This is a genomic window from Allomesorhizobium camelthorni (genome assembly GCF_011045125.1).
In the GTDB taxonomy this organism is placed as follows: Bacteria; Pseudomonadota; Alphaproteobacteria; order Rhizobiales; family Rhizobiaceae; genus Allomesorhizobium; species Allomesorhizobium camelthorni.
In genome coordinates this window covers 18,037-44,160 of record NZ_JAAKZF010000015.1, presented here as the reverse complement: position 1 = coordinate 44,160, position 26,124 = coordinate 18,037, and the positions used below count along the sequence as shown (strand labels likewise).

Annotated in this window: 23 protein-coding genes, 1 pseudogene and 1 riboswitch; of the genes and pseudogenes, 14 read left to right on the top strand and 10 right to left on the bottom strand. The window is 63.4% G+C overall.

The genetic code is table 11. The annotated features are described in order from the left end of the window. Positions 1 to 7: 7 nt before the first annotated feature. Positions 8 to 355, top strand: a complete 348-nt coding sequence (locus G6N73_RS13555) for a DUF952 domain-containing protein (RefSeq protein ID WP_165028362.1) — start codon at positions 8 to 10, stop codon at positions 353 to 355. After that, positions 352 to 1,440, top strand: coding sequence for a quinone-dependent dihydroorotate dehydrogenase (locus G6N73_RS13550; protein ID WP_165028360.1), 1,089 nt, complete (start codon positions 352 to 354; stop codon positions 1,438 to 1,440). Before G6N73_RS13555 ends, G6N73_RS13550 begins: the two co-directional genes overlap by 4 nt. Positions 1,441 to 1,888: 448 nt before the next feature. Here the strand turns inward: G6N73_RS13550 and G6N73_RS13545 are convergent, their stop codons facing one another. Next, positions 1,889 to 3,229: an MATE family efflux transporter gene (locus G6N73_RS13545; protein ID WP_425484081.1), complete on the bottom strand. Its 1,341-nt coding sequence runs from the start codon at positions 3,227 to 3,229 to the stop codon at positions 1,889 to 1,891. A gap of 632 nt (positions 3,230 to 3,861) precedes the next feature. Continuing rightward, the gene (locus G6N73_RS13540) at positions 3,862 to 5,055 is read right to left on the bottom strand and encodes an O-succinylhomoserine sulfhydrylase (RefSeq protein WP_165028355.1); all 1,194 of its coding nucleotides are present in this window, start codon (positions 5,053 to 5,055) and stop codon (positions 3,862 to 3,864) included. A gap of 44 nt (positions 5,056 to 5,099) precedes the next feature. Further along, positions 5,100 to 5,177: riboswitch (SAM riboswitch) on the bottom strand. 80 nt (positions 5,178 to 5,257) lie between these two features. Between G6N73_RS13540 and G6N73_RS13535 the strand changes: the two genes are divergently transcribed. Then, positions 5,258 to 6,355 (top strand): 2'-deoxycytidine 5'-triphosphate deaminase, encoded by a 1,098-nt coding sequence (locus G6N73_RS13535; RefSeq protein ID WP_165028353.1) that lies wholly within the window; start codon positions 5,258 to 5,260, stop codon positions 6,353 to 6,355. Positions 6,356 to 6,365: 10 nt separating this feature from the next. Here the strand turns inward: G6N73_RS13535 and G6N73_RS13530 are convergent, their stop codons facing one another. Next, positions 6,366 to 7,067 carry a GntR family transcriptional regulator gene (locus tag G6N73_RS13530; protein WP_165028351.1) on the bottom strand — a complete coding sequence of 234 codons (702 nt, stop codon included), beginning with the start codon at positions 7,065 to 7,067 and terminating at the stop codon, positions 6,366 to 6,368. A 156-nt stretch (positions 7,068 to 7,223) separates the two neighbouring features. Here G6N73_RS13530 and G6N73_RS13525 point away from each other — a divergent pair, with 156 nt between their 5' ends. The 9 genes from G6N73_RS13525 (at position 7,224) to G6N73_RS13485 (ending at position 15,482) form a co-directional block, all read left to right on the top strand. Beyond that, the gene (locus tag G6N73_RS13525; protein ID WP_165028350.1) at positions 7,224 to 8,033 is read left to right on the top strand and encodes an FAD binding domain-containing protein; all 810 of its coding nucleotides are present in this window, start codon (positions 7,224 to 7,226) and stop codon (positions 8,031 to 8,033) included. A 34-nt stretch (positions 8,034 to 8,067) separates the two neighbouring features. Then, the gene (locus G6N73_RS13520) at positions 8,068 to 8,562 is read left to right on the top strand and encodes a (2Fe-2S)-binding protein (protein ID WP_165028348.1); all 495 of its coding nucleotides are present in this window, start codon (positions 8,068 to 8,070) and stop codon (positions 8,560 to 8,562) included. A 9-nt stretch (positions 8,563 to 8,571) separates the two neighbouring features. Then, positions 8,572 to 9,948 carry a xanthine dehydrogenase family protein molybdopterin-binding subunit gene (locus G6N73_RS37945; protein ID WP_165028346.1) on the top strand — a complete coding sequence of 459 codons (1,377 nt, stop codon included), beginning with the start codon at positions 8,572 to 8,574 and terminating at the stop codon, positions 9,946 to 9,948. Next, the gene (locus G6N73_RS37940; protein WP_165028344.1) at positions 9,935 to 10,945 is read left to right on the top strand and encodes a xanthine dehydrogenase family protein molybdopterin-binding subunit; all 1,011 of its coding nucleotides are present in this window, start codon (positions 9,935 to 9,937) and stop codon (positions 10,943 to 10,945) included. The genes G6N73_RS37945 and G6N73_RS37940 overlap by 14 nt, the downstream gene beginning before the upstream one ends. A 21-nt stretch (positions 10,946 to 10,966) precedes the next feature. Beyond that, entirely contained in the window at positions 10,967 to 11,275 is a 309-nt protein-coding gene (locus tag G6N73_RS13505; RefSeq protein ID WP_165028342.1) for an EthD family reductase, read from the top strand. A gap of 12 nt (positions 11,276 to 11,287) precedes the next feature. Beyond that, the gene (locus G6N73_RS13500; protein WP_165028340.1) at positions 11,288 to 12,142 is read left to right on the top strand and encodes an AAA family ATPase; all 855 of its coding nucleotides are present in this window, start codon (positions 11,288 to 11,290) and stop codon (positions 12,140 to 12,142) included. Then, a complete protein-coding gene (locus G6N73_RS13495) occupies positions 12,139 to 13,320 on the top strand; it encodes a vWA domain-containing protein (protein WP_165028338.1) in 1,182 nt (393 codons plus the stop codon). Before G6N73_RS13500 ends, G6N73_RS13495 begins: the two co-directional genes overlap by 4 nt. Further along, on the top strand, positions 13,317 to 14,201 hold the full coding sequence (locus G6N73_RS13490) for an amidohydrolase family protein (RefSeq protein ID WP_165028337.1): 885 nt from the start codon (positions 13,317 to 13,319) through the stop codon (positions 14,199 to 14,201). The genes G6N73_RS13495 and G6N73_RS13490 overlap by 4 nt, the downstream gene beginning before the upstream one ends. A 93-nt stretch (positions 14,202 to 14,294) precedes the next feature. Continuing rightward, positions 14,295 to 15,482 carry an integrase core domain-containing protein gene (locus G6N73_RS13485; RefSeq protein WP_165028335.1) on the top strand — a complete coding sequence of 396 codons (1,188 nt, stop codon included), beginning with the start codon at positions 14,295 to 14,297 and terminating at the stop codon, positions 15,480 to 15,482. A gap of 261 nt (positions 15,483 to 15,743) precedes the next feature. Here the strand turns inward: G6N73_RS13485 and G6N73_RS13480 are convergent, their stop codons facing one another. Continuing rightward, positions 15,744 to 16,454 (bottom strand): phosphoribosyltransferase, encoded by a 711-nt coding sequence (locus G6N73_RS13480; RefSeq protein ID WP_246252007.1) that lies wholly within the window; start codon positions 16,452 to 16,454, stop codon positions 15,744 to 15,746. A 94-nt stretch (positions 16,455 to 16,548) separates the two neighbouring features. On the opposite strand from G6N73_RS13480, the gene G6N73_RS13475 reads away from it, so the two are divergent. Continuing rightward, positions 16,549 to 17,730, top strand: coding sequence for a M20 aminoacylase family protein (locus tag G6N73_RS13475; RefSeq protein WP_165028331.1), 1,182 nt, complete (start codon positions 16,549 to 16,551; stop codon positions 17,728 to 17,730). A 4-nt stretch (positions 17,731 to 17,734) separates the two neighbouring features. Here G6N73_RS13475 and G6N73_RS13470 read toward each other — a convergent pair whose 3' ends face one another. Then, the gene (locus tag G6N73_RS13470; protein WP_165028329.1) at positions 17,735 to 18,655 is read right to left on the bottom strand and encodes a nucleoside hydrolase; all 921 of its coding nucleotides are present in this window, start codon (positions 18,653 to 18,655) and stop codon (positions 17,735 to 17,737) included. An 88-nt stretch (positions 18,656 to 18,743) separates the two neighbouring features. Here G6N73_RS13470 and G6N73_RS13465 point away from each other — a divergent pair, with 88 nt between their 5' ends. After that, the gene (locus G6N73_RS13465) at positions 18,744 to 20,618 is read left to right on the top strand and encodes an adenine deaminase C-terminal domain-containing protein (RefSeq protein WP_165028327.1); all 1,875 of its coding nucleotides are present in this window, start codon (positions 18,744 to 18,746) and stop codon (positions 20,616 to 20,618) included. A 12-nt stretch (positions 20,619 to 20,630) separates the two neighbouring features. On the opposite strand, the pseudogene G6N73_RS13460 reads toward G6N73_RS13465, so the two are convergent. From G6N73_RS13460 to G6N73_RS13440, 5 genes and pseudogenes are all read right to left on the bottom strand, one after another. Then, positions 20,631 to 22,018: pseudogene (locus G6N73_RS13460) on the bottom strand (M20/M25/M40 family metallo-hydrolase). A gap of 44 nt (positions 22,019 to 22,062) precedes the next feature. Continuing rightward, entirely contained in the window at positions 22,063 to 23,385 is a 1,323-nt protein-coding gene (locus G6N73_RS13455) for an amidohydrolase family protein (protein ID WP_165028325.1), read from the bottom strand. Beyond that, positions 23,385 to 24,452, bottom strand: coding sequence for an ABC transporter ATP-binding protein (locus G6N73_RS13450; protein WP_165028323.1), 1,068 nt, complete (start codon positions 24,450 to 24,452; stop codon positions 23,385 to 23,387). Before G6N73_RS13450 ends, G6N73_RS13455 begins: the two co-directional genes overlap by 1 nt. A 10-nt stretch (positions 24,453 to 24,462) precedes the next feature. Beyond that, positions 24,463 to 25,254 carry an ABC transporter permease gene (locus G6N73_RS13445; RefSeq protein ID WP_165028321.1) on the bottom strand — a complete coding sequence of 264 codons (792 nt, stop codon included), beginning with the start codon at positions 25,252 to 25,254 and terminating at the stop codon, positions 24,463 to 24,465. Further along, positions 25,251 to 26,078, bottom strand: coding sequence for an ABC transporter permease (locus G6N73_RS13440; RefSeq protein ID WP_206078835.1), 828 nt, complete (start codon positions 26,076 to 26,078; stop codon positions 25,251 to 25,253). Before G6N73_RS13440 ends, G6N73_RS13445 begins: the two co-directional genes overlap by 4 nt. Positions 26,079 to 26,124: the final 46 nt, after the last annotated feature.

Genomic DNA, 26,124 nt, shown 5'->3' with positions numbered 1-26,124 from the left:
GGCGCGCATGCGACAGACCGTTTACAAGATATGCCCGGAAGCGCTATGGCGCGAGGCCGAAAATTCTGGAACCTTTTCCGGCGCGCTGATCGACATCGCCGACGGCTACATCCATTTGTCCACCGCCGATCAGGTTGAGGAGACCGCAGCCCGGCATTTCGCCGGCCAGACCGGCCTGCTCCTGGTGGCGATCGACGCCGAAAAGCTCGGGCCGGCGCTGAAATATGAGCCCTCGCGCGGCGGCGCGCTGTTCCCGCATCTCTACGGCGCTCTCGACCTGTCGGCGGTGATCTGGGCCAAGCCGCTGCCGCTCAGCGCGAACGGCCACGAATTTCCGCCGCTGGAGCCTTCATGAACGGCATCGACCGGCTCGGCCAGCGGCTGCTCTTCACGCTCGATCCCGAAACCGCGCACGGCCTGTCGATCAAGGCGCTGAAATGCGGATTGCCGGTCGCCTCGAAGCCGCCCGTCGACGAGCGGCTGAGGGTCCGCATCTGCGGCCTGGATTTCCCCAATCCGCTCGGCATGGCCGCCGGCTATGACAAGAACGGCGATGTGCCGGATGCGCTGCTCGATCTCGGCTTCGGCTTCGCAGAGATCGGCAGCGTCACGCCGTTGCCGCAGCCGGGCAATCCCAAGCCGCGCATCTTCCGGCTGACAAAGGACGAAGCCGTCATCAACCGCCTCGGCTTCAACAATGAGGGCCATGCGCGCTGCGAGGAGCGGCTCGCAGCGCGCGCGGGCCGGCCGGGCGTCGTCGGCGTCAATATCGGCGCCAACAAGGACAGCGCCGACCGCATCGCCGATTACGAGTTCGGCGTGAAGCGCTTCGCTCGCCACGCCTCCTACCTGACCGTCAACATCTCCTCGCCCAACACGCCGGGCCTGCGCAACATGCAGGCGCGCGCCGAGCTCGCCGAACTCCTTTCGCGTATTACCGCCGCGCGGGAGGCCCTGCCGGACGGCGCCGGGCGCAAGACGCCACTCTTTCTCAAGATCGCGCCCGATCTCAACGAGGCTGAGCTTGAGGACATCGCCGCCGAAGTCGTCGACAAGGCGATTGACGGCGTCATCGTCTCGAACACGACGATCTCGCGCCCCAATCTGCAGTCGAGCGCCTTTTCGGGCGAGGCCGGCGGCCTGTCGGGAAAGCCGCTGTTCGGACGCTCGACGACCGTGCTCGCAAAAATGCGCCGGCTCGTCGGCCCCGATCTGGCGCTGATCGGTGTCGGCGGCGTCAATTCCGCCGATACCGCGCTCGAAAAAATCCGCGCCGGCGCCGATCTGGTCCAGCTCTACACCGGGATGATCTATGCCGGCCCGGCGCTGCCCGGCCGCATCGTCGGCGGCATGGCGCGTTTCGCCGATGCCAACGGAATAACCAGCCTGCGCGAAATCCGCGACAGCCGCCTCGCCCACTGGGCCGCAAAGCCGCTGTAGGGCATTACGCAGAAACTGCCCCTCACCCTTACCCTTGAGAGCAGGGCAATCGCATGTGGCTGCGCATCAGGTGCGAGGAACGTTTCGCCGGGTGTTCATACCTGAGAGGATTCTGACGCCCCCTAAGTTGAGGTATGGATTCCCGACACTCTCCGCTTCGCTCGCTCATGAGGTCGGGAATGACGGACTTCTTTTACCGCTTCCGCCAGTCGCCAGCGTTGGAGATTGGCGGAGACGAAAGTGAAATCCGTCATTCCCGACCTCGTGAGCGAGTGCGAAGCACGAGTGGAGAGTGTCGGGAATCCATGCCTCGCCTTGTCGGAAGGCAACGGCGGTGCAGAACAGGCGGCCGCCCTGCCTCGCCTACAAACATGGCCCATATGCGATCACCTCCCCCTGAACGGTGGAGGTAAACCCACGAGGGGCGGAGCAGCCCGAGTCAGATTGCCTAAAAGCTGGTCCGAAGCCGCAGCCGAAGGATCGCCAGCAAACTCAGTCCCCTTACGATAAGGAAGATGTGCAGCGCCGCCCACAGGCCGTGATTGCCGAAGGGCCCGGTCAGAACAAGCATCGCGGCCACGAACACGCAGAGCGAAAGCAGCATCATGTTGCGCATGTCGGTCGACCAGGTTGCGCCGATGAAGACGCCGTCCATCTGGAAGGCCAGCACTCCGCTTACGGCGGTGAACGCCGCCCATGGCAGGTAGGCCGAGGCTATGTCGCGAATGTCCTCCGCCGTGGTGATCAGCGCGATCAGGTCGCGCCCGCCGAGCAGGAATGCGGCGCAGGCAACGCCGGCGAGGCCGAAACCCCATATCGACGTCAGCCACACGGCCCGCCGGAACGCAGGCGCGTTGCGCGCACCGACAGCGCGGCCGGCCAGCTGCTCGGCGGCAGTCGCGAATCCGTCGAGGAAGAAGCCCGAAATCATGAAGAAGTTCATCAACACGGCGTTCGCGGCGAGCGTCAGCGTGCCGAATTGTGCGCCCTGCCGCGTGAACAGGGCAAATGCCGCCAGCAGCGAGAATGACCGGATCATGATGTCGCGGTTGAGCGAAACCATGGCCCAGAACGGTTCGGCGTGCAGAAGCCGCTCGCGCGGCAGGCGCGGCGATTTCGAGAAGCGGGCGACCACGATTGCAAGTCCGAGCAGCATGGCGACGAACTCGCCGGCGACCGTGCCCCAAGCGACGCCCGCGACGCCCCAGCCAAGCCAGAGACCCAAGGCGATGGAAAGCGCGATGTTGATGCCGTTGAGGACGAGTTGCAGGACCAGGCCGAGACCGCCCTCGCCCCGCCCGAGCACATAGCCGAGGATCGCGTAGTTGATCAGCGCGAACGGCGCTCCGAGAAGCCTTATACGGACATATTCGTCCAGCGCGGCATTGACGCCGGGTTCCGCATCAATGAACCAGATGCCGACGATCGAAAACAGCGGCGCGCATGCCGCCAGCACCAGGCCCGCGACCAGCGCGATGGCGAAAGCGCGCCAGAACACCGCCTGCTCCTCGATTTCGTCGCCGCGACCGAAGGCCTGCGCCACCAGCCCGGTCGTTCCCGAACGCAGGAAATTGAAGGTGGTGAAAACCACATCGAACACCAGCGCGCCCGCCGCGAGGCCGCCGAGAAGTGCGGCGTTGCCGAACTGGCCGACCACCGCCGTGTCGACCAGCCCGAGCATCGGCGTGGTCAGGTAGGCGAGCGTCATCGGTATGGCGATCGACAGCACCCCGCGGTTCGTAACCGCGAAAGGTCTCATGGAAACCGCCTCTGGCTGTTGCCGCCGCATGCTTTCGATTCCTGCCTTGCCGGCCGGGCCGGAGATGTCCCACGGCGGCCATGCCGGCGCAAGCGGCACGCTTCCCGCGTGAATAAACCCACCCGGCACGACGGAAATAACCCTGTCATTTCAACGGCTGGCGAGAAAAATGCGAAAAATTTGTCCATCACCCCCTGCGTTCCCCGCATAATCCCCGGCAGTTTCTCCTGCGGGAACGCCGGTCATGACGGTGATTTGCGGGGAGGAACCGGTGTTCCGGGGAAGCGGCTAACGTGGCCGCGGAAGCGGAAGGTCGTCCAGAGTTTCCACGACTGTCCGCTAAGACGGGCACGAGGCGCCGTATATCGCTCGCGCTGGCACGGCAAACCACCGGCGTATGTCGGCAGGTCCGCAGGCTGGGAAACGGGGGGCTGAAAAATCACCGGCGGGGCGCGGAGTTCGCGCCACGTATAAAAATTAGGAAGGCGTTGGCCTCGCGCCCCGCTTCCCACTCCTGAGCCTGTCGAAGGGCTCGTTCAATGACCAGGGCGGAAACGCAGCGTGGCAATGGTGAGGTGTGCGCCTCTCCCTTCTCCCCTTGTGGGAGAAGGAAGAATCAGCACACCCCGCGCTGCCACTATGCAAGGGCGGTCAATGCGACCTCACCCAGCGATCTTCAGCGCCTGCTCGATGTCCTCCAGCAGATCGCCGGCATCCTCCAGTCCGACCGACAGGCGCAGCGTTCCTGGCCCGATGCCGAGTTCGGCGCGCGCCTCGTCGGAGAGGTTCTTGTGCGTGGTGGTCGCCGGATGCGTGATCAGGCTCTTGGAATCGCCGAGATTGTTGGAGATCAGCACCACGTCCAGCGCGTTCTGGAAGGCGAAGGCGGATTTTTTTCCGCCCTTCAGATCGAGACAGATCAGCGTCGAGCCGCCGAGCATCTGCTTCCTGACGATATCGGCCTGCGGATGATCGCTGCGCCCCGGATAGATGACCCGCGCCACCTCCGGCCGCTCGGCCAGGAAGTCGGCAATCTTGGTCGCATTCTCGGTCTGCTGGCGCACGCGCACCGGCAGCGTCTCCAGCCCCTTCAGCAGCGTCCAGGCGTTGAACGGAGACAGGCTCGGGCCGGTGTGGCGGAAATAATCGTGCAGATTCTCATCGATCCATTTCTTGTCCGACAGGATGACCCCGCCGAGGCACCGCCCCTGGCCGTCAATATGCTTGGTTGCGGAATAGACGACGACATGCGCCCCGAGCGTGAGCGGCTTCTGCTGCAGCGGCGTGGCGAACACATTGTCGACCACCAGCCGGCCGCCGATCGAATTCGCCAGCCGCGCCACCGCCTCTATGTCGATGACTTCGAGCGTCGGGTTGGTCGGGCTTTCGAGGAAGAAAAGCTTGGTGTTGGGGCGCACTGCCCGCTCCCAATTTTCGATCTTCGTGCCATCGACCAGCGTCGCCTCGACGCCGTATTTCGGCATCAGCGTCTCGACGACCCAGCGGCAAGAACCGAAAAGGGCGCGGGCGGCCACGATATGGTCGCCGGCCTTGACGCCACACAGGAGTGCGGCCGAAACCGCCGCCATGCCGGACGCGGTGGCGCGCGCATCCTCGGCGCCTTCCAGCGCGCACATGCGCTTTTCGAACATGTCGACGGTCGGGTTGGCGTAGCGCGAATAGATGAAGCCCGGCTCCTCGCCCTTGAAGCGGGCCTCCGCGGCCTCGGCCGTGTCATAGACATAGCCCTGCGTCAGATAGATCGCCTCGGAGGTCTCGCCGAAGCCGGAACGCATCGTTCCCGAATGAACGAGCTGGGTTGCGGGCTTCCAGTTGCGCTTCTTTTCGATGGTCATTGCGCTGTCCCCAAAAAACAAAAAAACCGGCGGCGAAAATCGCAACCGGTCCATCAACGGCCCTTTAGCGATTTATTTAACGTGGCTGCAAGCCGACCGGCCAAATCACCACGGGATAAATGTCCATTAGACCGACGGCCGGCTTGCGTCAATTGCCGGCTTCATTAAACCTCGCCGGATATTTTTGAAGGAGCGTAGGCGCTTGCGGCAGACGGGCATTCTTCCGGATCAGGACATTGCGGGGCTGTTTCAGTCCGGCGCGCTGGCGTCCGCCAGGGAACTCGACGCGGACCAGATCCAGCCGGCGAGCCTCGACCTGCGGCTCGGCGAAAGAGCCTGGCGGGTGCGCGCCAGCTTTTTGCCGGGGCCAAACCACCGCGTTTCGGAAAAGCTCGACCGTCTGAAGCTGCACGAGATCGACCTGACCAATGGCGCGGTGCTCGAAACCGGCTGCGTCTACATCGTGCCGCTTTTGGAAAGCCTGAACCTGCCGGCCAGCGTCTCGGCCTCGGCAAATCCGAAAAGCTCGACCGGCCGGCTCGATATCTTCACCCGCGTCATGACCGACCGCGGCCAGGAATTCGACAAGATCCAGGCCGGCTATTCCGGGCCGCTCTATCTGGAGGTCAGCCCGCGCACCTTCCCGATCATCGCGCGCACCGGCTCGCGGCTTTCGCAGATCCGCTTCCGCATCGGCAATGCCCTGCTCTCGGAAGCCGAGCTTCACCGGCTGCATGCGAGCGAAACGCTGGTCGCATCGGAAATGCCGAACATTTCGGGCGGCGGCATAGCGCTCTCGATCGACCTCAGCGGCGATGCCGGCCGCCTGATCGGCTACCGCGGCAAGCACCACACCGGCTTGGTCGATGTGGACAAGCGCGCCGCCCACGGCGTCTATGATTTCTGGGAGCCGCTCTACAATCGCGGCGGCGCGGGCGAACTCATCCTTGACCCCGACGAGTTCTACATCCTTGTGTCTCGCGAGGCGGTGCACGTGCCGCCGCTCTACGCCGCCGAGATGACGCCGTTCGATCCGCTGGTCGGCGAATTCCGCGTCCACTATGCCGGCTTCTTCGACCCCGGCTTCGGCCATTCCGCAGCCGGCGGCACCGGCAGCCGCGCGGTGCTGGAGGTGCGCAGCCACGAAGTGCCGTTCATCCTGGAGCATGGCCAGATCGTCGGCCGCCTCGTCTATGAACACATGCTGTCGCGGCCGAAGGCGCTCTACGGGACCGACCTCGGCTCGAACTATCAGGCGCAGGGCCTGAAGCTGTCGAAGCATTTCCGCCCGGCAGACTGAGCCGAACGGCTCAGGATCCGGAGCGGGTCGGCACCGGCAGCCGCTCGAAATATTCCTGATGCTCACGCGCCACGCACGCCGCCCGCTCGGCGTCGCCGCTGGCGATCGCATCGACGATCGGCTGATGGCTGTCGGCGATCTCCACCAGGTCGAGCCCTTCGACTAGCATGGTGATGGTGGTGCGGGTCTCGATCTGCAGCGACTGCCAGATGTTGAGCAGCAGCCGGTTGCCCGCCGCCTGCATGATGGCGCGGTGGAACTTCACCGAATGCTCGACCACGCCATGCGTATCGCCCGCGAGCGCGGCCGCATGCATCATGTCGACTTCGCGCTGCAACAGCGCCAGGTCGCAGCTCCGCTTCGCCGTCGCGGTCCTGGTCGCCTGCTCTTCAAGCGCGCCGCGCACTGCATAGATCTCGCGCAGTCCGTCGCCCATCACCTCGGCGACATATGTCCCGCGCCGCGGCAGGTTGGTGACGAGGCCGGTCGCCTCAAGTTCGCGCAGCGCTTCGCGCACCGGCCCCTGGCTGGTCCCGAATTCCTGCGCGATGCGCAACTCCACCAGGCGCTCGCCGGGATCGTAATGGCCGCCCAGGATGCGGCGCAGCAACGCCTCCTTGAGCCGTTGGCGCAGCGGAACGTTGACGAACGCCGCCTCATGCCGGTCGGGCTCGGCCACGACGTCTGATCCGATCTTGCGCAGTTGGTTCATGCCCGCCGTCCGCCCGTTCCGCCTTAAAGGCCGCTTCGCCGCCTGCCGCAATGCAGCATCATATTTCCCGCCATTGCGGTTGACAAAGTAATTCTCGTTTATCGATAATGGATAATCAAGAGGCGGAAAAGCCCATCGTCGTCTGGGAGGACAATAATGTTGCAGGCGGTAATCGTGCCGGGCTCGCTCGCACTCGCTCAAGAAGCGCTGGCCAGGCATCCCGGCGCGGTGCTGATGGCCGGCGGCACGGTAGTGATGCCGGTTCTGAACTACGGCACGGACAGCTTCGACACGCTGGTAAGTCTCCGCAAGGCCGGTCTCTCCGGAATCTTTATCAGCGACGGCAAGGCCTCCATCGGCGCGGCCACCTCACTTAGCGAATTGCAGGAAAGGCCGGAGCTCGCCTTCCTGGGGCCGGCGATCGATACGATCGCATCCCCCACCATCCGCAACATGGCGACCGTCGGCGGCAACCTTTTCGTCGAGCAACCTTATGGCGATCTTGCCGTCTGCCTCATTGCGCTCGGCGCCACCGCCGCCGTCGCGGACGGCGGCGCGGCGCGCTTCGAGCCTGTCGAAAGCCTTGTCCGGAGTGGCGTCGCGAAAGGCGAAATCGTCACCAAGATTTCCTTCACGCTGCCTGCGCCGGGAACCTTCAAATTCGTCAAAGCTACGCGCCGCGCTTTCAATTCAGCAGCCATCGTGACCGTCGCCGCCGTGATCGGGCTCGAAGACGGCAAGGTTGCCGAATGCCGCATCGCGCTCGGCGGCGTCGCCAAGCATCCGCTCCGGGCCAAGTCGGTAGAGGAAAAGTTGCTCGGGCAGACCTTCGACCGGGCGGGCATCATGACCGCAGCCGAGGCGGCCGGAGACGACATCGAGCCCTTCGACGACGCCTATGCCAGCGCCTGGTACCGTAGGCGCGTGACGCCGGTTCACATCAGGCGCGCGCTGATCGGCGAATAGCTGCAACCGAAAACAGAGCCACCGGGAGGGAGCCATGAAGCACGCAGTCGTATCGCTGACCGTCAACGGCGCGGAGCGGCAGATGCTGGTCGCGCCGGGAACCACGCTGCTTGACGCGCTGCGCGAAAATCAGGGGCTGACCGGCACGCGCCGCGGCTGCGACCAGGGCGCCTGCGGCGCCTGCACCGTGCTGCTCGACGGCAGGACGGTGATGTCCTGCATGGTGCCGGTCGAGACCATCGACGAGGCGCGGGTCGAAACGATCGAGGGGCTGACCCCGCTGCAGGGATTGCACCCGATCCAGGAGGCTTTCCTGGAAGGCTTCGCCACCCAATGCGGCTTTTGCACCTCCGGCATGATCATGGCCACCGCCGGCCTGCTGGCGAAAAATCCCCACCCGACGCGGGACGATGCCGTCCGCGCCATCTCCGGAAACATATGCCGCTGCACCGGCTACGAAGCCATCATCGATGCGGTGCTCGACGCAGCCCAGCGCGTCAACGCCGCCGGCTCCGCACAGGCAGCCTGAGGAAGCACCATGGAAAAGATCGACGCGAGTTTCTTTTCAGCCGAGCGCGAGGCCGATCTAGATGTGGTCGGCACGAGCGTTCAACGCGCCGATGCGCGCGGCCACGTCACCGGTCGCACGCAGTTCTACGAGGATGTCGGCTTTCCCGGCATGCTGCACCTGAAGATGGTGCGCTCGACCAGGCACCACGCGCTGATCGGCAATCTCGATGTAGCGCCGGCGATGCAAGTGCCCGGCGTGGTGCGCGTGCTCACCCATAAGGACGTGCCGAACAACTGGTACACGATCCTGAAACTGATCGGCGTCGAGCCGGACGACGAGCCGGTGCTGCCCGAAGACCGTGTGCTGTTCATGGGCGAGCAGATCTGCGTCGTGCTCGCCGAGACGCCGCAGGCGGCGCTCGAAGGCGCGCGGCGGGTGGTGGTCGACTACGAGGATCTGCCGGCGGTGTTCGACGTCGAGGAGGCGATGACTTCGACGCCGTTCAAGAAGCAGGGTACGAACTATTTCGTCTATGAAGGCCACAATTGCCGCCGCATCCGGTTCGGCGACGTGGACAAGGCGTTCGCTGGGGCCGACCACATCATCGAGCATCGCTACGAATCCTCGCCTATCGAGCATGCGCCGACCGAAACGACCGGATGCATAGCCAAGCCTGAAGGCAATGGCCGCGTCACCGTTTATTCGAACACGCAAGCGCTCTATTTCACGCTCGACAATATGGCGCTGATCCTCGGCGTGCCGTTCAACAGGCTTCGGTTGGTCGGCGGCACAGTCGGCGGCGGCTTCGGCGGCAAGGTCGACGTCATGGTCGAGCCCATCGCGGCGCTGGGAGCGATGCTCACCAACCGGCCGGTGAAGTATGCCTACAGCCGCGCTGAGGAGATGCAGGTGTCGTCACCCCGCGCCGCCGAGCGCATCTACATCAAGGACGGCGTGATGAAGGATGGGCGCATCATCGCCCGCAAGGTCACGCTCTATGTCGACGCCGGCGCCTATTGCCGCCACTCGACCTACGGCACCACCAAGGCCGCCGCGCACATGCCGGGGCCGTACACGATCCCGAATGTCCATGTCGACGCCTATTGCGTCTACACCAACCGCACGCCGTCCTCGGCCATGCGCGGCTTCGGCGTGACCATCGGCGACTTCGCTCTGGAATCGCAGATGGACCAGGTCGCCCGCTTCCTCGGCATGGACCCGATGCAGCTCCGGCTCATCAACGCCTATCGCGACGGCGACATGAAGGCGCATCGCAAGAAGGTGGAAGGCGCGGCGCTCGTCGAGGTGATCCAGGCGGCCGCCAAGCAGACCGGGCATTCGCTGCCGCCGGAATTCGCATCGATGTCTTCGCTGAAGCGGGAGGCAGGCCATGGCCAGGCTTAGGGGGCGCGGCGTCGCTGCGGTAAACTACCCGACTGGCATGAATCTCGGCGGCGATCCCAGCCAGGCGCTGGTCCATGCCACAACCACGGGCAGCTTCGTCATCACCCTGTCGAGCGTCGATCTCGGCCAGGGCATCAAGACGGTTGCGGCGCAGATCTGCGCCGAGGCGCTGGGCGTGCCGTACGACACCGTCATGGTCGACACAGCCGACACCGATACCGGCCCGCATTGCATGGGCACCTTCGCATCGCGCGGCACGCACCGCATCGGCAACGCCGTCATCATGGCGGCGCGGGAAGCGCGCGAGGTGCTGATGAGCATCGCCGCCACTGAGCTCGAGGTCGACGCCGGCGACCTCGTCACCGACGGCAAGGGCCGCATTCATGTGAACGGCGCGCCGGACAAGGGTATCGCCGTCCTGGATGTCGCGCTCGCCGCCCACTTCAAGCATGGCAAGACCATTTCCGGCCGCGGCATCTTCCTGAAGCCGAAGAGCGAGGTCGTTCCCGAAACCGGCGAGATGGACCCGGATTCCTGCCAGGCGCATGCCTGCACCGTGGCCGAGGTCGAGGTGGACGACGAAACCGGCGAAGTTGCCGTTCTCAAGATGACTAATGCCTACGAGATCGGCCGCGCCGTCAATCCGGCGCTGGCGCACCAGCAGATCGTCGGCGGGGCATGGATGGGCATCAGCCACGCGCTCTACGAGACCACCGAACCGTATTACCCGGACCGCTCGCATGGCCCGCTCGACTTCTCCGAGTACCTGATGCCCGGCCCTGGCGATCTCGCCGAAATGGATTCGGTGATCATCGAGCGGCCTGCCTCGAACGGCCCTTACGGCGCCAAGGGCATCGGCGAGATGACCGCCAATTCGCCGATACCGGCGATCGCCAACGCGATCTTCGACGCCTGCGGCGTGCGCGTCACCTCGATGCCGATCACGCCGGAAAAGATATTGCGCGGGCTCGACGCCTTGCGCGGCCGGACAAATTGAACCCCAGTGAAGGATGAAAAGATGATCAAAGTGATGGCCCTGATGAAGCGCAAGGACGGCATGAGCTTCGAGGATTTCCGGAAGTGGATCCTCGAAGACCACGTCGCGTTTGCGCGCAATCTGCCGGGCTTGAGGAAATACACCTCCAACGTGCTGCGCGCGGAAAATGCCGACGCGCCGTTCGACGGCGTGTCCGAAATGTACTTCGACGACGAAGCCGCCATGGCCGCGGCCTTCGGTACGGAAGCAGGCAAGGCTGCAGGCGGCGACGCCGCCGCCCATTGCTCCAACCGGTTCCGGATGGTCTGCGACGAGAAACAGCAATTCTAGCGGACCAACGGCTTGCCCTCGCCCCTGACCCAGGACCAGCTCGACGCAGAGCTTGCCGCCGCCGGCTACCTGGCCGACGAGACGCTGGTGACGGCGATCTATCTCGCCCTCGAACTCGGCAAGCCGCTGCTTCTCGAAGGCGTACCCGGCGTTGGCAAGACCGAGGTGGCGAAAACGCTCGCCGTCATTCTCGGCCGCGAATGCCTCCGGCTGCAATGCTATGAGGGCATCGATTCGTCCAAGGCGCTCTACGACTGGGACCATGCCCGGCAATTGCTGCACGTTCGGGTCGCGGAGCGCTCCGGCAAGGTCGAGACATCCGATCTCTATGCCGAAAAATTCCTGATCGAAATGCCGCTGCTCAAGGCGTTGCGCAATGCGTCGGCGACGGTGCTTCTGATCGACGAGATCGACCGCGCCGACGACGCCTTCGAAGCCTTCCTGCTCGAATTCCTGTCCGACTTTCAGATCTCCATCCCCGAGATCGGGACCGTCCGGGCCACTCAGCCGGTGGTGGCGATCCTTACCTCCAACCGGACGCGGGAATTGCACGATGCGCTGCGCCGCCGCTGCCTCTACCACTGGATCGACTATCCCGAGCGGGCGCGAGAGCGCGCCATCATCGAGCGCCACGCGCCAGGGGTAGCCGCGGAGGCGGCCGAAGTGCTGGTCGATGCGGTTGCGGGCATCAGGCGGCTGCCGCTGATCAAGCGGCCCGGGATTTCGGAAAGCATCGATTGGGCGCGCGCAGCGGAAGTGCTGCATCGCGACGGCGCCGCCTGGCCCGAAGCCTTGCGGCGTTCGCTCGGCCTGCTGGTCAAGGACCAGGAGGATTTCGCCGCCGTCCAGAAGGCAGGTGTGCTATGAAAGCGCCCGCCGTCCGTCCGCATTCACCGGCGTTCATCGCTGCCGAACTGCTTGCCGGCTTTCCGGCGGCGCTGCGCGAGGCCGGGCTTGTGATCGATCCTGGCCGGGCGGTGTGCTTTCTCCAGGCGGCGCGGGCCGCTCCGCCGCGCGGCATATCCGATCTTGCCAGGATCGGCCGCGTCACGCTCACCGGTTCGCCGGCAGACTTCCCGATTTACGATGCGGTGTTTGAAGCCTGGTTCGGCCAATCGCTGATGATTGCGGCCGCGCCGGACGAAGACGACGAAGCACCGAAACCGTCCTCCCCGCGCGGCGACCAATCTCGCACTGATCCGCTGGAGGGCGACACCGCCGGCAAGGCCGCGGCCGACGATCTTGTGCGCGGACGCAAGAATTTCGGACGCGTGAGCGATGCCGACGCGCAAACGCTGGCGCGGATAAGGCGCAAGGTCGCCCGCCTGCCGCATATGCAAAGCCGGAACTGGACGCCGTCGCCGCGCGGTCCGCGGATCGACCTTGCCCGGACCTGCAGGGCAGCGCGCGCCACGTTCGGCGAGACGCTGCGCATGACGCGGATGTCGCGGCCAGAACGCCCGCGCAAGCTGCTGCTCCTGATAGACGTCTCGGGTTCGATGAAGGCGCAGTCGGAGATCTATCTGCGTTTCGCGCATTTGCTCGTGCGCGAGCGCCCCCGCGTTGAGTGTTTCTGTTTCGGCACCAGCCTCAGCCGGGTCACGGCGATGCTCAAGCATCGCGACCCCGACCAGGCGCTCGGCCGCCTGGCGGACATGGTGTTCGATTTCGATGGCGGAACTCGCATCGGTTCGTCGCTCGAAGAATTCCTGTCGGTATCGCGCCACGCCGCACTGGTTCGAGGCGCTGTGACAGTCCTCCTGTCCGACGGGCTCGAACGCGGCGATCCGGCCGAGATGGTCCATGCCGTCGAGCGGATTGCGCGGCTCAGCCATCGCCTTGTCTGGGCGACGCCATTGGCGGCCGATCCGCGATACCGTCCCCTTACCCGAGCCATGGCCGGAATCCTGCCGCATCTCGACGACCTTTGCGATGCGGGCAGCCTGGGCGCGCTGGACCGGCTTTTCGGCAGGCTGGATGCTGTCGAACACGGGCCGCGTGGCCAGGCGACGCGGCGGTTTTCCATTACGGGGATTGCGGCATGACCGGCATAGTCGACGCCCATCACCACATATGGCGCCAAGCCGACCTGCCCTGGCTGCAGCGGCCGATGATGCCGCGCATCTTCGGTCCCTACGAGCCTATCCGCCGGGATTATCCGATCGAAGAATTCCTGGCAGACATCGTCGGTTCGGGCGTCGAAAAATCGGTTTATGTGCAAACGAACTGGGCGAAGGCGCAGGCAGTCGAGGAAGTCGCCTGGGTGCAGGGCATTGCCGATCGGCATGGCTGGCCGCACGGCATTGTCGGTTATGCCGACCTTCTTTCGGACGATGCGGAGGAAACCATGAAGCGCCAGGCGGTCTACCCGCTCGTGCGCGGCATCCGCATGCAGCTTCACTGGCACGAAAACGAGATGTACCGCTTCGCGGCCTCGCCAGACCTGATGAACGACGCGCGATTGCGGAAGAATGTCCGTGTCCTCGCCGACCACGGCTGGTCGTTCGACCTCCAGGTCTTCACCTCGCAGATGGCGGATGCTGCAAGGCTCACCGCCGACAATCGCGACATCGTCTTCGTCCTACAGCATGCGGGCATGCTGGAGGATCTGTCGCCGGCCGGGCGGGAGGCATGGCGCGAAGGCATGAAGCGGCTTGCCGGCGAGGAAAACGTCGTCAGCAAATTGTCCGGCCTTGGAACATTTATCCACCGCAACGATGCGGCTCACGTCGCCGACGTGATTGCCGAAACAATCGCCATTTTCGGGCCCGAACGCTGCCTGTTCGGCAGCAATTTTCCGATCGAAAAGCTCTGGACGAACTATGCCGATCTTGTCGCTGCGCATGGCGCTGCGCTGGCGCCATATCCGGAAGAGGTGCAGAGAGCGGTCCTGCGCGACACCGCCATCAGAATTTACCGGCTCTGATCTCAAGCCTGGAACGAAGTGAACGACCCGAGACATAGGTGACGGAACGTACCGGACACATGGGTAACACTTTCCGCTTTGCGGGAGGTGTTGATGCCGTGGAGGGAGTGTTCGGTAATGGACGAGCGCGTTCGTTTCGTGGGCCGTCTTCTTGACGGCGAAAGCATGAGCGAGGTGTGCCGGGCGTTCGGCATCTCGCGCAAGACCGGCTACAAGATCTTCAACCGCTACCGCGACGACGGGCTGGAGGCGCTGTGCGGTCGCTCGCGCCGGCCGGTGCGCTATGCCAACCAGTTGCCCGACCCGATCGAGCGGATGATCGTGACGGCCAAGAAGGACAAACCGCACTGGGGTGCCAGGAAGATACGCGAGCTCCTGGTGCGCAAGTTGGACGGCGACGTCCGCATCCCGGCCAGGAGCACGGTGCATGCGGTGCTCGACCGCCATGGTCTGGTCGCCCATGCCCGCCGCCGGCGCCGCTTCAAGGCCGAGGGGACCGAGCTGTCGCAGGCGCTTCGGCCCAACGATCTGTGGTGCACCGACTTCAAGGGCGAGTTCAAGCTCGGCAATGGCCGCTATTGTTACCCGCTGACCGTCTCCGATCAGGCCTCGCGCTTTCTGCTCGCCTGTGAAGCGCTTGAATCAACCAAGGAAGCGCCGGTCATCCAGGCCTTCGCGCGACTGTTCAAAGAGCGCGGCCTGCCCAGCGCCATACGCTCCGACAACGGCCTGCCTTTCGCCTCGCCCAACGGCCTCTACAATCTGTCCAGGCTCTCCGTCTTCTGGCTCAGGCTGGGTATTGCCATCGAGCGCATCCAGCCCGGCAATCCACAGCAGAACGGTCGCCACGAGCGAATGCACCGCACGCTCAAGGCAGAGACGACCCGGCCGGCCGGCGCCAACATCCTTCAGCAGCAGGCCAGGTTCGACGCCTTCGTCAAGGAATTCAATACCGAGCGGCCGCACGAGGCGCTCGACATGAAGGCGCCAGCCGACCTGTACGCACCCTCTTCAAAAGCCTATGCCGGCTTGCAGGATTTGCACTACCCTTTCCACGACCGCGACATTCTCGTCACCAGCTGCGGTCGCATCTGCATGCATCGCAAGAGGATCAACATCTCGCAGGTGCTCGCAGGCCAAAAGCTCGGCATCAAGGAAGTCGACGACGGCATTTGGCTCGTCTCCTTCATGCGCTATGATCTCGGCTATATCGATCTGGAGCAGAGGACTTTGCAAACCATCGACAATCCGTTCGGCACGAGATTGTCACCCATGTCTTAGGGACGATCTGTCACCCATGTCTCCGGGCTGTACCAAGGCGGGACTGGAGCGGGTAGCGGGAATCGAACCCGCGCGTTCAGCTTGGGAAGCTAGCCGTTTTCCAACGAATTCCGGTGCTTAGCTGTAAAACCGGGTGCCGATCGAACGGAAATTTTCCAATGAAATCAGTGACGCTGTAAAACTCTGGCGCAGCGTTTCGAAGCGGTTTCCTAGGCGGTCCAGCATCCGGCTTGAGCACGAGAATGACTGCAATGGAGGCTGTCAAATATCCTGGACTGAGAGTTCCGGTCGCCACAAGCCTTCAGGGGTTACCGCAAAAATGGGGGATGCAATCGCGCTGAAAACCAGGGTCGGCAGCGTCCGGTCGAGATCCGCAAGCGCATCCCGCCAGCGCTCCCCTTGGGTCATGGCGAAAACCGCTGCAACCGGTTTGATTCCGATACGCCCCAGAAGCCGCAACACCGCCGTCATCGAAGCACCGGAACTGATGACATCATCCACGACGATCACTCGTCTATTTTCGAGCAGCGGCAGCAACCGAGGATCCAGAAAAACGCGTTTGGCGTGGTCCGGGCTGGTGATCGACGACAACGGCTCGGAAAGCTCGTCGCGATACCAGAACTTCCTCGACGTTCCCAGTGGGACCATACGTCGGTGGCCGAGCCGCCGCGCGACTCCGTTCGCGAGCGGCAGGCCGAGCGTCGGAATCCCGATGATGATGTCGGCATCAAAGGGGCGGGCGAGATCGGCCATCGCTTCTGCGAGCGAATCCTCCACAACAAAGCTCGCCTGGTTCACGATCAGCGAGGCGACAGCTTGTTTTCCACCCGGAAGGATACGAATCGGCAGGGCAACTTGGCGGCCGTCCGGCAACGCGGATGGATAGAGGTCACGAAATCCATCCGCTGGAACGGGATCGAAAGTTCCCGCCGGGTGGATATCCTGCCAGAATTCGGGAGGAGCGAGTGGCAATTGCGATCTTTCTGTTGCAGAAGGTTTTCGCGGAACCGAGCGTGCAGTTGAGGTCAACATATTCGGGACCAAATCGAAAGCGAGAGCTTGAAAGATGTCCGTTCAATGCGGTTTGACTGACAGCGATCTGGAAATCCTGACCCGTCTGCGGCGCGACATTCATGCGCATCCCGAACTGGGATTCGAGGAGGATCGCACTAGCGCCATCGTCCGCGACTTCCTTTCCGAGGCGGGGGTCGAGGTCCATGCGGGACTGGGCAAGACCGGAGTGGTCGGCACGTTGAGGGCTGGCAACGGAACTCGCCGCATCGCCCTTCGCGCCGACATGGATGCGCTCGCTATGCGGGAGACTGCGGAGCACCGTCCCTACAAATCGAAGACGCCTGGAAAGATGCATGCCTGTGGCCATGACGGGCACACGGTGATGCTGCTCGGTGCTGCGCGACGGCTCGCAGAGACGCGTAATTTTTCCGGCACTGTCCACTTCGTCTTTCAGCCAGCGGAGGAAGGTCGCGGCGGGGCAAAGGCAATGGTCGACGATGGTTTTTTCGACCTTTTTCCGATCGACGCCGTCTACGGGCTGCACAACATGCCCGGCCTGGACACCGACCAGATGGCGATTGTCGCGGGGCCGCAGCTGGCCTCGTCCGACCGCTGGGAACTGACGTTCAAAGGCATTGGCACGCATGGCGCGAAGCCGCATCTCGGCCGAGACGCCATCACTGCAACAGGTCAGTTCCTCACGGCGCTGCACATGATCGTAGCGCGCCGTGTCGATCCGCTCCAACCGGCCGTGGTTAGCGCCTGCGCGCTTCAGGCCGGCAGCTTCGAGGCGCTCAACGTGATTCCGGACGATGTGCGACTGGGCGGCACGGCGCGGGCATACAGCGCGGCTGTGCGCGAACAGCTCGAGGAAGAAATCGGCGCGCTGGCGCGAGGGATTGCAATCACTCATGGCCTGGTTTGCGACTATCGCTATTTCCGCAACATCCCGCCCGTCATCAATGACGCCGAAGCCGCGCGACGGGCGCTGGAGGCAGCGCGCATCGCGCTTGGCGAAGATCGCGTCCTCACCGCCTTTCCGCCATCGACTGCGGGCGATGATTTCGCCTTTTTTAGCGCCAGGGTTCCAGGCGCCTACGTCTGGCTGGGAAACGGTCCGGCCGTGGAAGGCGCGCTGCATCACAACAGCCGCTACGACTTCAACGACGACGCCATCGCCTCGGGCGTCGCCTTCTGGACGACGCTGGTCGAGCAGGAATTGCGCGAAGTCTGATCGGTCAGTCCGCTAGTCGTTCCGCGAGCAGCGTCAATGCCCCTGATCCCTCCACCGTTTTGGCGACTGAAATCCTGGAAGCGCCTGGGTCGATGGTCAGCGCGCCGGCGTCGGCACCCGCGCCGCAATCCACTGAAAATCCAAGCTGCTCGCAGCCGAATAGATCGGGCCGCAGCGCATAAAGCATTACGCAGGGATCGTGAAGCGGTCGGCTTTCGCCGCCTGCCGTGGTGTGGAAATAGGCGTCGATCAAATCGGCTGAGGCGATCGCGGCCGGTCTGCCGGCTTTCCTCATCGCAGTGATATAGCCACGCGTCGCTCGCACCTTCCGAGTAACATCGAGCGGGATCAGAGTGAGCGGAAGACCGGCGGCGAAAACCACTGCGGCGGCTTCGGGATCGGCGGCAATGTTAAACTCGGCGCGCGGGCCGACATTTCCCGGCTCGCGCACTGCCCCGCCCATCGCGACGATCCGGCCTATGCGGCGAGTCGAGGAAGGATGGTCCATCACCAGACGGGCAATATTGGTGAGCGGACCGAGCGCCAGGATGTCGAGCATGCCCGGCTTGGTTTCGTCCAACAGTCGTGCCAGCCATCCCACGGCGTCATCTCCGGCGATCGGCGCCGCAGGCTCCGGAAATACGACGCCGCCTAAGCCGTCATTTCCGTGGATATCGGCCGTATCGAATCCTTTGCGAGACAGCGGCTCCTTCGCTCCGGCGATGACCGGAATTTCCGGGCGTTCCGCCAGGGCCAGAATTCTGCCCGCATTGCGGGTCGTCGTTGTGATGCCGATATTGCCTGCGACCGTCGTGATGCAGTGTATGTCGAATTCGGGCGAGTTCAGCGCAAAAAGGATTGCGACTGCATCGTCGATACCGGGATCAGTGTCGATGACGGTGGCGCGGGGTGAGATGGGTGGCATGAAGAACAGTCCGGAGAGGCGAAGATGACGCTGGCCTCGCATCCCATTTTAAGGTCACAACAATCAAGCCGAAACTGGAAATAACGACGTGATTGAATCCGCGCCCTTGCCCGACGACCTCCTGATCAACGCCGCCGATGAGGTCGCTATCCGCCAAGATCTAGTGCTCGTGGCGCTCGGAAAGCGCCCGGCGGACCGGATCGTCAGGGTCGGGCGGTTGCTCGACGTCCATACCCGCACCTGGGCGGAAGACCAGGATATCGTGATCCGCGGCAGGCGGATCGCCTGGGTTGGACCCGCGGGCGCGTATTCCGGCGAGGTCAGGGAGCGCGTCGATCGATCAGGGCTTTCGGCTGTGCCCGGGTTCGGCGAGGTGCACAAGCATATCGAAAGTTCGCATTTGACGCCCGAATTCGAGGCGGCACTAGTGTTGCCTCGCGGCAATACCTGGACCTGCGAGGCCAGCCACGAATTCTCCAATGTAAGCGGCGAGCACAATCTCGAATTCTGGCTTGCGGCGCGCCACCGGGGCTCGCCGCTGAAGATATTTCCGCTGCCGGGCTCCGCCGTGCCGCCGACGGCTTATGAGTGGGGCGGCGGGCACTATGGCTATGCTGAGCAGGCGGCCTTTCTCGACGCCAGCGCCATGGCGGCCGGTCTTGACGAGGTGATGGACTGGCCGGCCGTCTGGAATCCGGAAAATCCATCCCATGAGCGCCTGTGGGGCATGATCCGCGCGACCTTTGAAAAGCGTGGCGTGGTCGAGGGCCACGGCGCGGGGCTGCGCGATTTGCCCTCAATCAACGCCTTCGCAGCGGCGGGGCTGGCAGGCGATCACGAAGCCTGGACGGCGGATGAGGCGTGGGACAAACTCGGACGTGGCATTTTCATCGAGATCCGCCCGCATACCATGCCGGAGATCATCCGCGGCTTGATGAAACGCGGACTCGCCGATTGGTCGCAGATCGCTTTCGCCACGGACGATCGCGGCGCCAGCGAAACAATCGAGCTGGGAGCGACGGACCATAATTTGCGTTTGGCGATCACTAGCGGACTGGCTCCCGAGATCGCAATCCAGTGCGTCACGATTAACCCGGCCCGACACATGCGGCTGACGCCGTTTGTCGGCAGCCTGGCGCCCGGCCGCTATGCCGATTTCGTGCTCCTCAACGATGTGGCGGCTCTTTCCATCGCGGAAGTCTGGGCCGACGGAAGCCAAGTCTCGGCGGCGAAAGACTATCTGGGCCCGCTACCCAAGATCGATTGGCCGGACTGGGCGACCAAGACGATCAAGATCGCCCGCGACCTCAAGGCCGAGGATTTCGCCATTCCTGCCACTCCGGGGCGCACCACTATGAAGGCGGCGCTACTCAGGCCGTTTCACTGGCATGACGCGTTCATCGAGACGGAGCTCGCCGTGGAACATGGCGAGGTCCAGCGTGACACGGCCAGGAACATCACCAAATTCGCCATTGTCGACCGCTTCTCAGGCGAAGGCAGAGTGGCGAAGATGTTCTGGCTCGGTTGCGGACCGGCGACACCGCACACTGCCGCTGGTTGCACCGTGGCGCATGACAAGCACAACATCTGGGTAGTCGGCTCGTCCGATGTGGCGATGGCGACGGTCGTGAACCGCATCCGTGATAACCAGGGCGGCTGGGTGCTTGTGCGCGAGGGCCAGGTCGCCGCCGAGGTAGTCTATGAGGTCGGTGGGTTGATGACCTGTCGTCCGGCCGAAGAATACGACGCCGATATGCGGCGGCTTTACGCTGAAGCGGCGAAAGTGGACTGGCTCTACGAGCCGACATTCTCGCCGCGCTGGTTTCCCGGCTTCCCCGAGCGGCTACAGTTCGCCACTCTTACCTGCGCGCCTTGGCGTTGGGTTCTCGTCGCGCCAACGGAGGCGATTCCTCAAGGCTTCGTCAACGTGCAGACCGGTGAAAGCCATCCGGTCGTATGGTAGCTTTCCGCCCCCTCAGTCCGCGAACGCAGCAAGGATGCGCACCCATGAGCGTATGCCTTTGTGAAAGCTTGAGAGGTCATACTTCTCGTTCGGACTGTGCACCCGATTGTCGAAGCGCGCGAAGCCGACGAGCAGCGAATCCATACCGAGCAGACGCTTGAATTCACCAAGAATCGGGATCGATCCACCGGTGCCGGCCACTGCTGCCTCCCTTCCCCATTCGCAAGTCAGCGCCGCTAGCGCCTTGCGCAGAAAATCGCCATCGATCGGCATGACCGTTGCCGGGCTGCCGCCATGGTCGCGAAACGTGACGCTGCAATCCTCCGGCACATTCGCCCGCACATGCGCGCGAAACGCTGCCCGTATCTTTTCCGGATCCTGGCCCTCCACCAGCCGGAAGGAGATCTTGGCGCTGGCCTTGGCTGGAATCACAGTTTTGAAACCCTCGCCGGTGTAGCCGCCGGTCACCCCATTGACCTCGCAACTCGGTCGCGCCCAAACTTGCTCGAGGGTAGACCGGCCTTTCTCGCCGGCCGGAATTCGCAAGCCGATGTCCCTCAGGAACTTTTCTTGGTCGAATGGCAACCGCCGCCATTGAGCACCTATCTCCTCCGGCAGTTCGCTGACGCCATCATAAAAGCTCGGCACCGCGACGCTCCCGTCAGGTGTCCGCAGGCTTCCTATGACGTCCGCCATCACCTGCAAGGCATTGCGGGCCGCGTTGCCGAACATACCCGAATGCAGGTCGCGATCGGCGCAAGAAATTTCGACCTCCTCCTTCAGCACGCCCCTCAGCATGGTGGTGATTGCTGGCGTTTTCGCATCCCACATATCCGTGTCGCACACGAGAGCGACATCCGCGCGGAGTTCTTTGCCGGCTTGTTCGAGGAAGGGGCGAGGCTCGGGCTGCCCGATTCCTCCTCGCCCTCGAACAGCATCGAGACCTTCACCGGCAGGCGGCCGGTCACCACCTTCCACGCTCGGCAGGCCTCCACAAAAGTCATTAACTGGCCTTTGTCGTCCGACGCGCCACGCGCCACGATATGTGTGTCGCCGCCTGGCTGCGGAACCAGCATCGGCTCGAACGGGTCCGATTCCCACAGTTCTAACGGGTCGACCGGCTGGACGTCATAGTGGCCGTAGAACAGCACGTGCGGTCCGGAAACCGCACGATCATGCGCAACAACCATGGGATGACCGGTAGTAGGGCGCACCGACGCCTCGAAGCCGAGGCCAGCGAGGTCGCGCGAAAGCCACTCAGCGGCTCGGGCGCAATGGTCTGCATATGCCGGACCGGTCGAAACTGACGGAATGCGGATCAGCTCGAACAGCCGGGTGAGGCTGTCGTCGATGCCTGCATCGACGTGCGCCAGAACCTGGTCGAGGACCGCGCTGGACATTCCGGAAGTCGCATTGTCGGCCATGTTCACTCCTCGGACTTGATTCACGCCCCGGCGTCGATCCGCGCCATTTCGGCTTTGAACTGACGCGCGATCTGCAAGGCGTCACGCATGATCTTTTTGCGCTCCAGGCTCAGCACCTCGCGGTCGCGCATCAGCCAGCGCCCCGCCACCATCACGTCGCGGACGTCGGCAGGCATAGCCGAAAAGACCAGCGTGGCATACACGTCGTAGACTGGCTGCATGCGCGGCGCGGAGAGATCGATGCGGATGAGGTCGGCCTTCTTGCCCGGCTTCAGCGAGCCGATCTGGCGGTCCAGACTGAGCACGCGCGCGGCCTCGATGGTCGCCATACGGATGACCTCGGCCGCCGGCATGGGCTTGCGGCTGTGGCCGAGCAGCTTCTGGAACATTGACACCGGAGCGAACTGCGAGAAGAGGTCGAGGGTGTTGCCGCTCATGGGGCCGTCAGTCGCTATCCCGACCGGAATTCCGGCCTTGCGCATCGCTTCGACCGGCGCGATTCCCCGTCCGGCCTTCGCGTTCGAACGCGCATTGTGGGCGACGCAAACCTTGGCGTGCGCCATCTTCTCGATGTCGCTTTCGTTGACATGAAGGCAGTGGGCGCAGATCAGGCCCTTTTTGAGCAGTCCCGCTTTTTCGACGACCTCGACTGGGCGCATGCCGTAATTTTTGGCGCACCACTCCATCTCCGAGGCCATCTCGGCCAAGTGAATCTGCACCGGCACGTCCGGATGGTCATCCGACCACCGTGCGACGCGATTCATCACAGCGATATCGGTCGAATAAGGCGCATGCGGCGCGATCGAAGGGACGACACGGTCATGGCCTCTGAATTCCGCGACCAGTTTCTCGGTGAGGGCAAAGCCTTCGTCAATCGTCCGATGGTCCGGCGGATCGAAATCTGCGATTGTCTGGCCGACGACTCCGCGGATACCGGCTTCGTCAACGGCACGCCCGACTTCGGCTTCAAAATAATACATGTCAGCGACGGCGGTGACGCCGGCCTCTATGAGTTCCAGCGCGGCGAGCCGCGTGCCGACACGCACCATCTCCGGAGTGACGAATTTCCGTTCCATCGGAAGGACGTAGCGATAGAGCCGGTCATCGACATCCTCCCCGAGGCCGCGGAAGAGCGTCATCGCCATGTGGCAATGCGGGTTGACCATGCCAGGCATCAGCACGTCGCCATCCGCGTCGACCACTTCAGTGCCGGACACATCGGGCGCGGGTCCGGCGCCCATCGCTGCGATCGTATCCTCTTCGATAATGACATAGCCATTCTCGACGACGGTCATCTCGTCGTCGATCGGGAGGAGCAAGGCGTTCTTGATCAGAATGGACATTACGAGTGCTCCGGCGCGAGGATGCAGCATTGCTCGGGGAGCGGAACGAGCCTTGCGCCATCTCCGGACCTGAGCGGGTCCGACAATGAGCCGTTGGCGACCAGCAGGCCGGCCGCCGTCTCGCACTGATACTGGTAGGCACGGCCCAGATAAGTTCTGAGGCCAAGCATAGCCGGCAGCCCTTCGGCAGCAAGATTGGCGGTCGCGGCAAGTCCGTCGGCTCTTGCGGCCAGCACGAAGTCATCAGGAATCTGACCGAACCTGTCCTGGTTGAAATGCAGTTTCACGCCGCCCGCCGCCTCCGCGATGACCTGCTCGCCCTGACGTGCCAAGACGTGCATGGGGATCAGATTTTCGAAGCCGACAAAACGGGCGACGAAGGCGTTAGCCGGTCGCTGATAGAGCACTTCCGGCGTGTCGAATTGCATAATGCGCCCGGCATTCATGATGGCGACGCGGTCGGAGATGGAGAAGGCTTCCTCCTGGTCGTGCGTGACATAGACCGAGGTCGTGCCGTTGGCTCTCTGAAGCTGGCGTATCTCGACCCGCATATCGATACGAAGCTTGGCGTCGAGATTGGAGAGCGGTTCGTCGAACATTAGGAGTGGCGGCTCGATGACCAGCGCGCGAGCGAGCGCCACGCGCTGCTTCTGGCCACCTGAAAGCGCGCCGGGAAGGCGGTCGGCAAGCGGCGACAGGCCAACACGCTCGAGCATCGCAAGCGCCCGCTTCTGGCGTTCGGCCGGTGAAATTCCACGCTGCTTCAGGCCGAAAGCAACATTTTCGAGCACGGAAAGATGCGGAAACAGCGCGTAGTTCTGGAAGACGAGGCCGATGTCCCGCTTGTAGGCGGGAAGCTTGGTCAGGTCCTTTCCGCCGAGCAGGATCGTGCCCGCTGTCGGCTCAAGGAAGCCGGCGACCAGCCGCAATGTCGTTGTCTTGCCGCAGCCACTGGCGCCGAGCAGCGAGACCAGTTCGCCGGCGCCGACGGAAAGCGACAGGTCCTCCAGCACCTTCGTCGGCCCGTAATGGGCTGTAAGGTTTTCAATCGTCAGGGGAAGTGTCATTAGCTCTTGTTTATTTGGCGAGGAAAGTGAGGCCGAGCGTGCGCTCGATGATAGCCATGACGGCGACGGTCAGCAGCATCAGGAGCACGGAAACGGAAGCGATCGTGGGGTCAAAGAACTGCTCGACATGAGCGAGTATCTGGATCGGCAGCGTCGAGATTCCCGGTCCGGTCAGGAACAGCGACGTCGACACGTCGTTGATCGATGTGATGAAGGCTAGAATGAAGGCCGCAATGACGCCGGACCGGACATTCGGCAGAACGACGGTGAAGAACGTCTTGATCGGCGGGCTGCCGAGGCTGACCGCCGCCTCCTCGATCGAGAAATCGAAGGACGCAAGACTGGCCGAGATAACCCTCACGCAATAGGGCAGAACGAGCAGCGTGTGGCCTATCAACAGCGCGACGAAGATCGGAGCGGAAGCGCCTACGGCGACGGATTTCAGTAGCGAAAAACCGAAAACGATCTCCGGCACAAGGATCGGCAGCACGAATACCGTCGACAGCCAGGTCGGGAGCTGGACCCTGTAGCGGTTGAGCGCGTAGGCGGCTGGTATGCCGATAAACAGGGCAAGTCCGGTTGCGAGAAAGGCAAGCTCGAGGCTGGTCACGATCGTGCGGCGGAAGGCGCCGATCTTGAAGATGTTCTCAAACCAGCGCAACGTCAGGCCCTGCGGGGGGAAAGTCAGGTAGGTAGTGTCGCTGAGCGAAGCGCCGAAAACGATGATCAGCGGACCCATAAGGAATATGTAGACCAGCACCGTGGACAGCAGGAGCAGGGGATGGATACGGCTGGTCATCATGTCGCCATCGGGTTGAGTCGACGCGCCATGCGGCTCATCGCCAAGACGACCGTTATCGTCAGAACCACCATGATGGCCGCGATGGTTGAGGCACCGACCCAGTCGAATGAAACCATGGCGCGCTGATACATCAATGTGCCCATCACCATTTGTCGCTCGCCGCCGACGAGCTGAGGAGTGGCATAGGCGGTGAAGGAGCCGGTGAATACGAGGACTGCTCCGACGATAAGGCCTGGCACGGCAAGCGGCAGGATGACCTGCCGGAAGGTGGCGGCCGGAGTTGCTCCAAGCGATGCGGAGGCCTGAACGACATCTTCGGGAATGTTCTCGAGCACGCCGACCAAGGTGAGGATCGTTAGCGGCACAAAGAGGTAGACCATCGCCGCAATCACTGCCCCTTGCGTGTAGAGCATCGACAAAGGCTCGTTGGTGACGCCGATTGCGACGAGGAAATTGTTTAGGATGCCGTTTTTGCCGAGCATGATCAGCCAGGCGAATGAGCGAACGACGACCCCAGTCAGGAGGGGAAAAACCGCTGCGATGATAAGGAGGCTTTTCAGCCGTCCGGGCGACTTGGCCACGACATAAGCAGTGAGGAAACCAACGAAAAGCGAAATAGCCGTCGTTATCAGTGAAATCTCGAGCGTGCGCCACAAAACGTTGCGCCTGAATCCGCTATTGAAGAAGTCGGCATAGGCAGCAAAGAGCCCATCGGGGTCGCCGAAGGTCGTGCCTATTGTCGCCGCCACTGGGAGAACTAGGAAGATGATGACGGCGAGCGTTGCCGGCGCCGCAATCACCCATCCCGCATGTCGTTTCAGCATTTTCGCTCGTTTCGGGCGCAGGCCGACGTTTCAGTAAGGTGGGGCC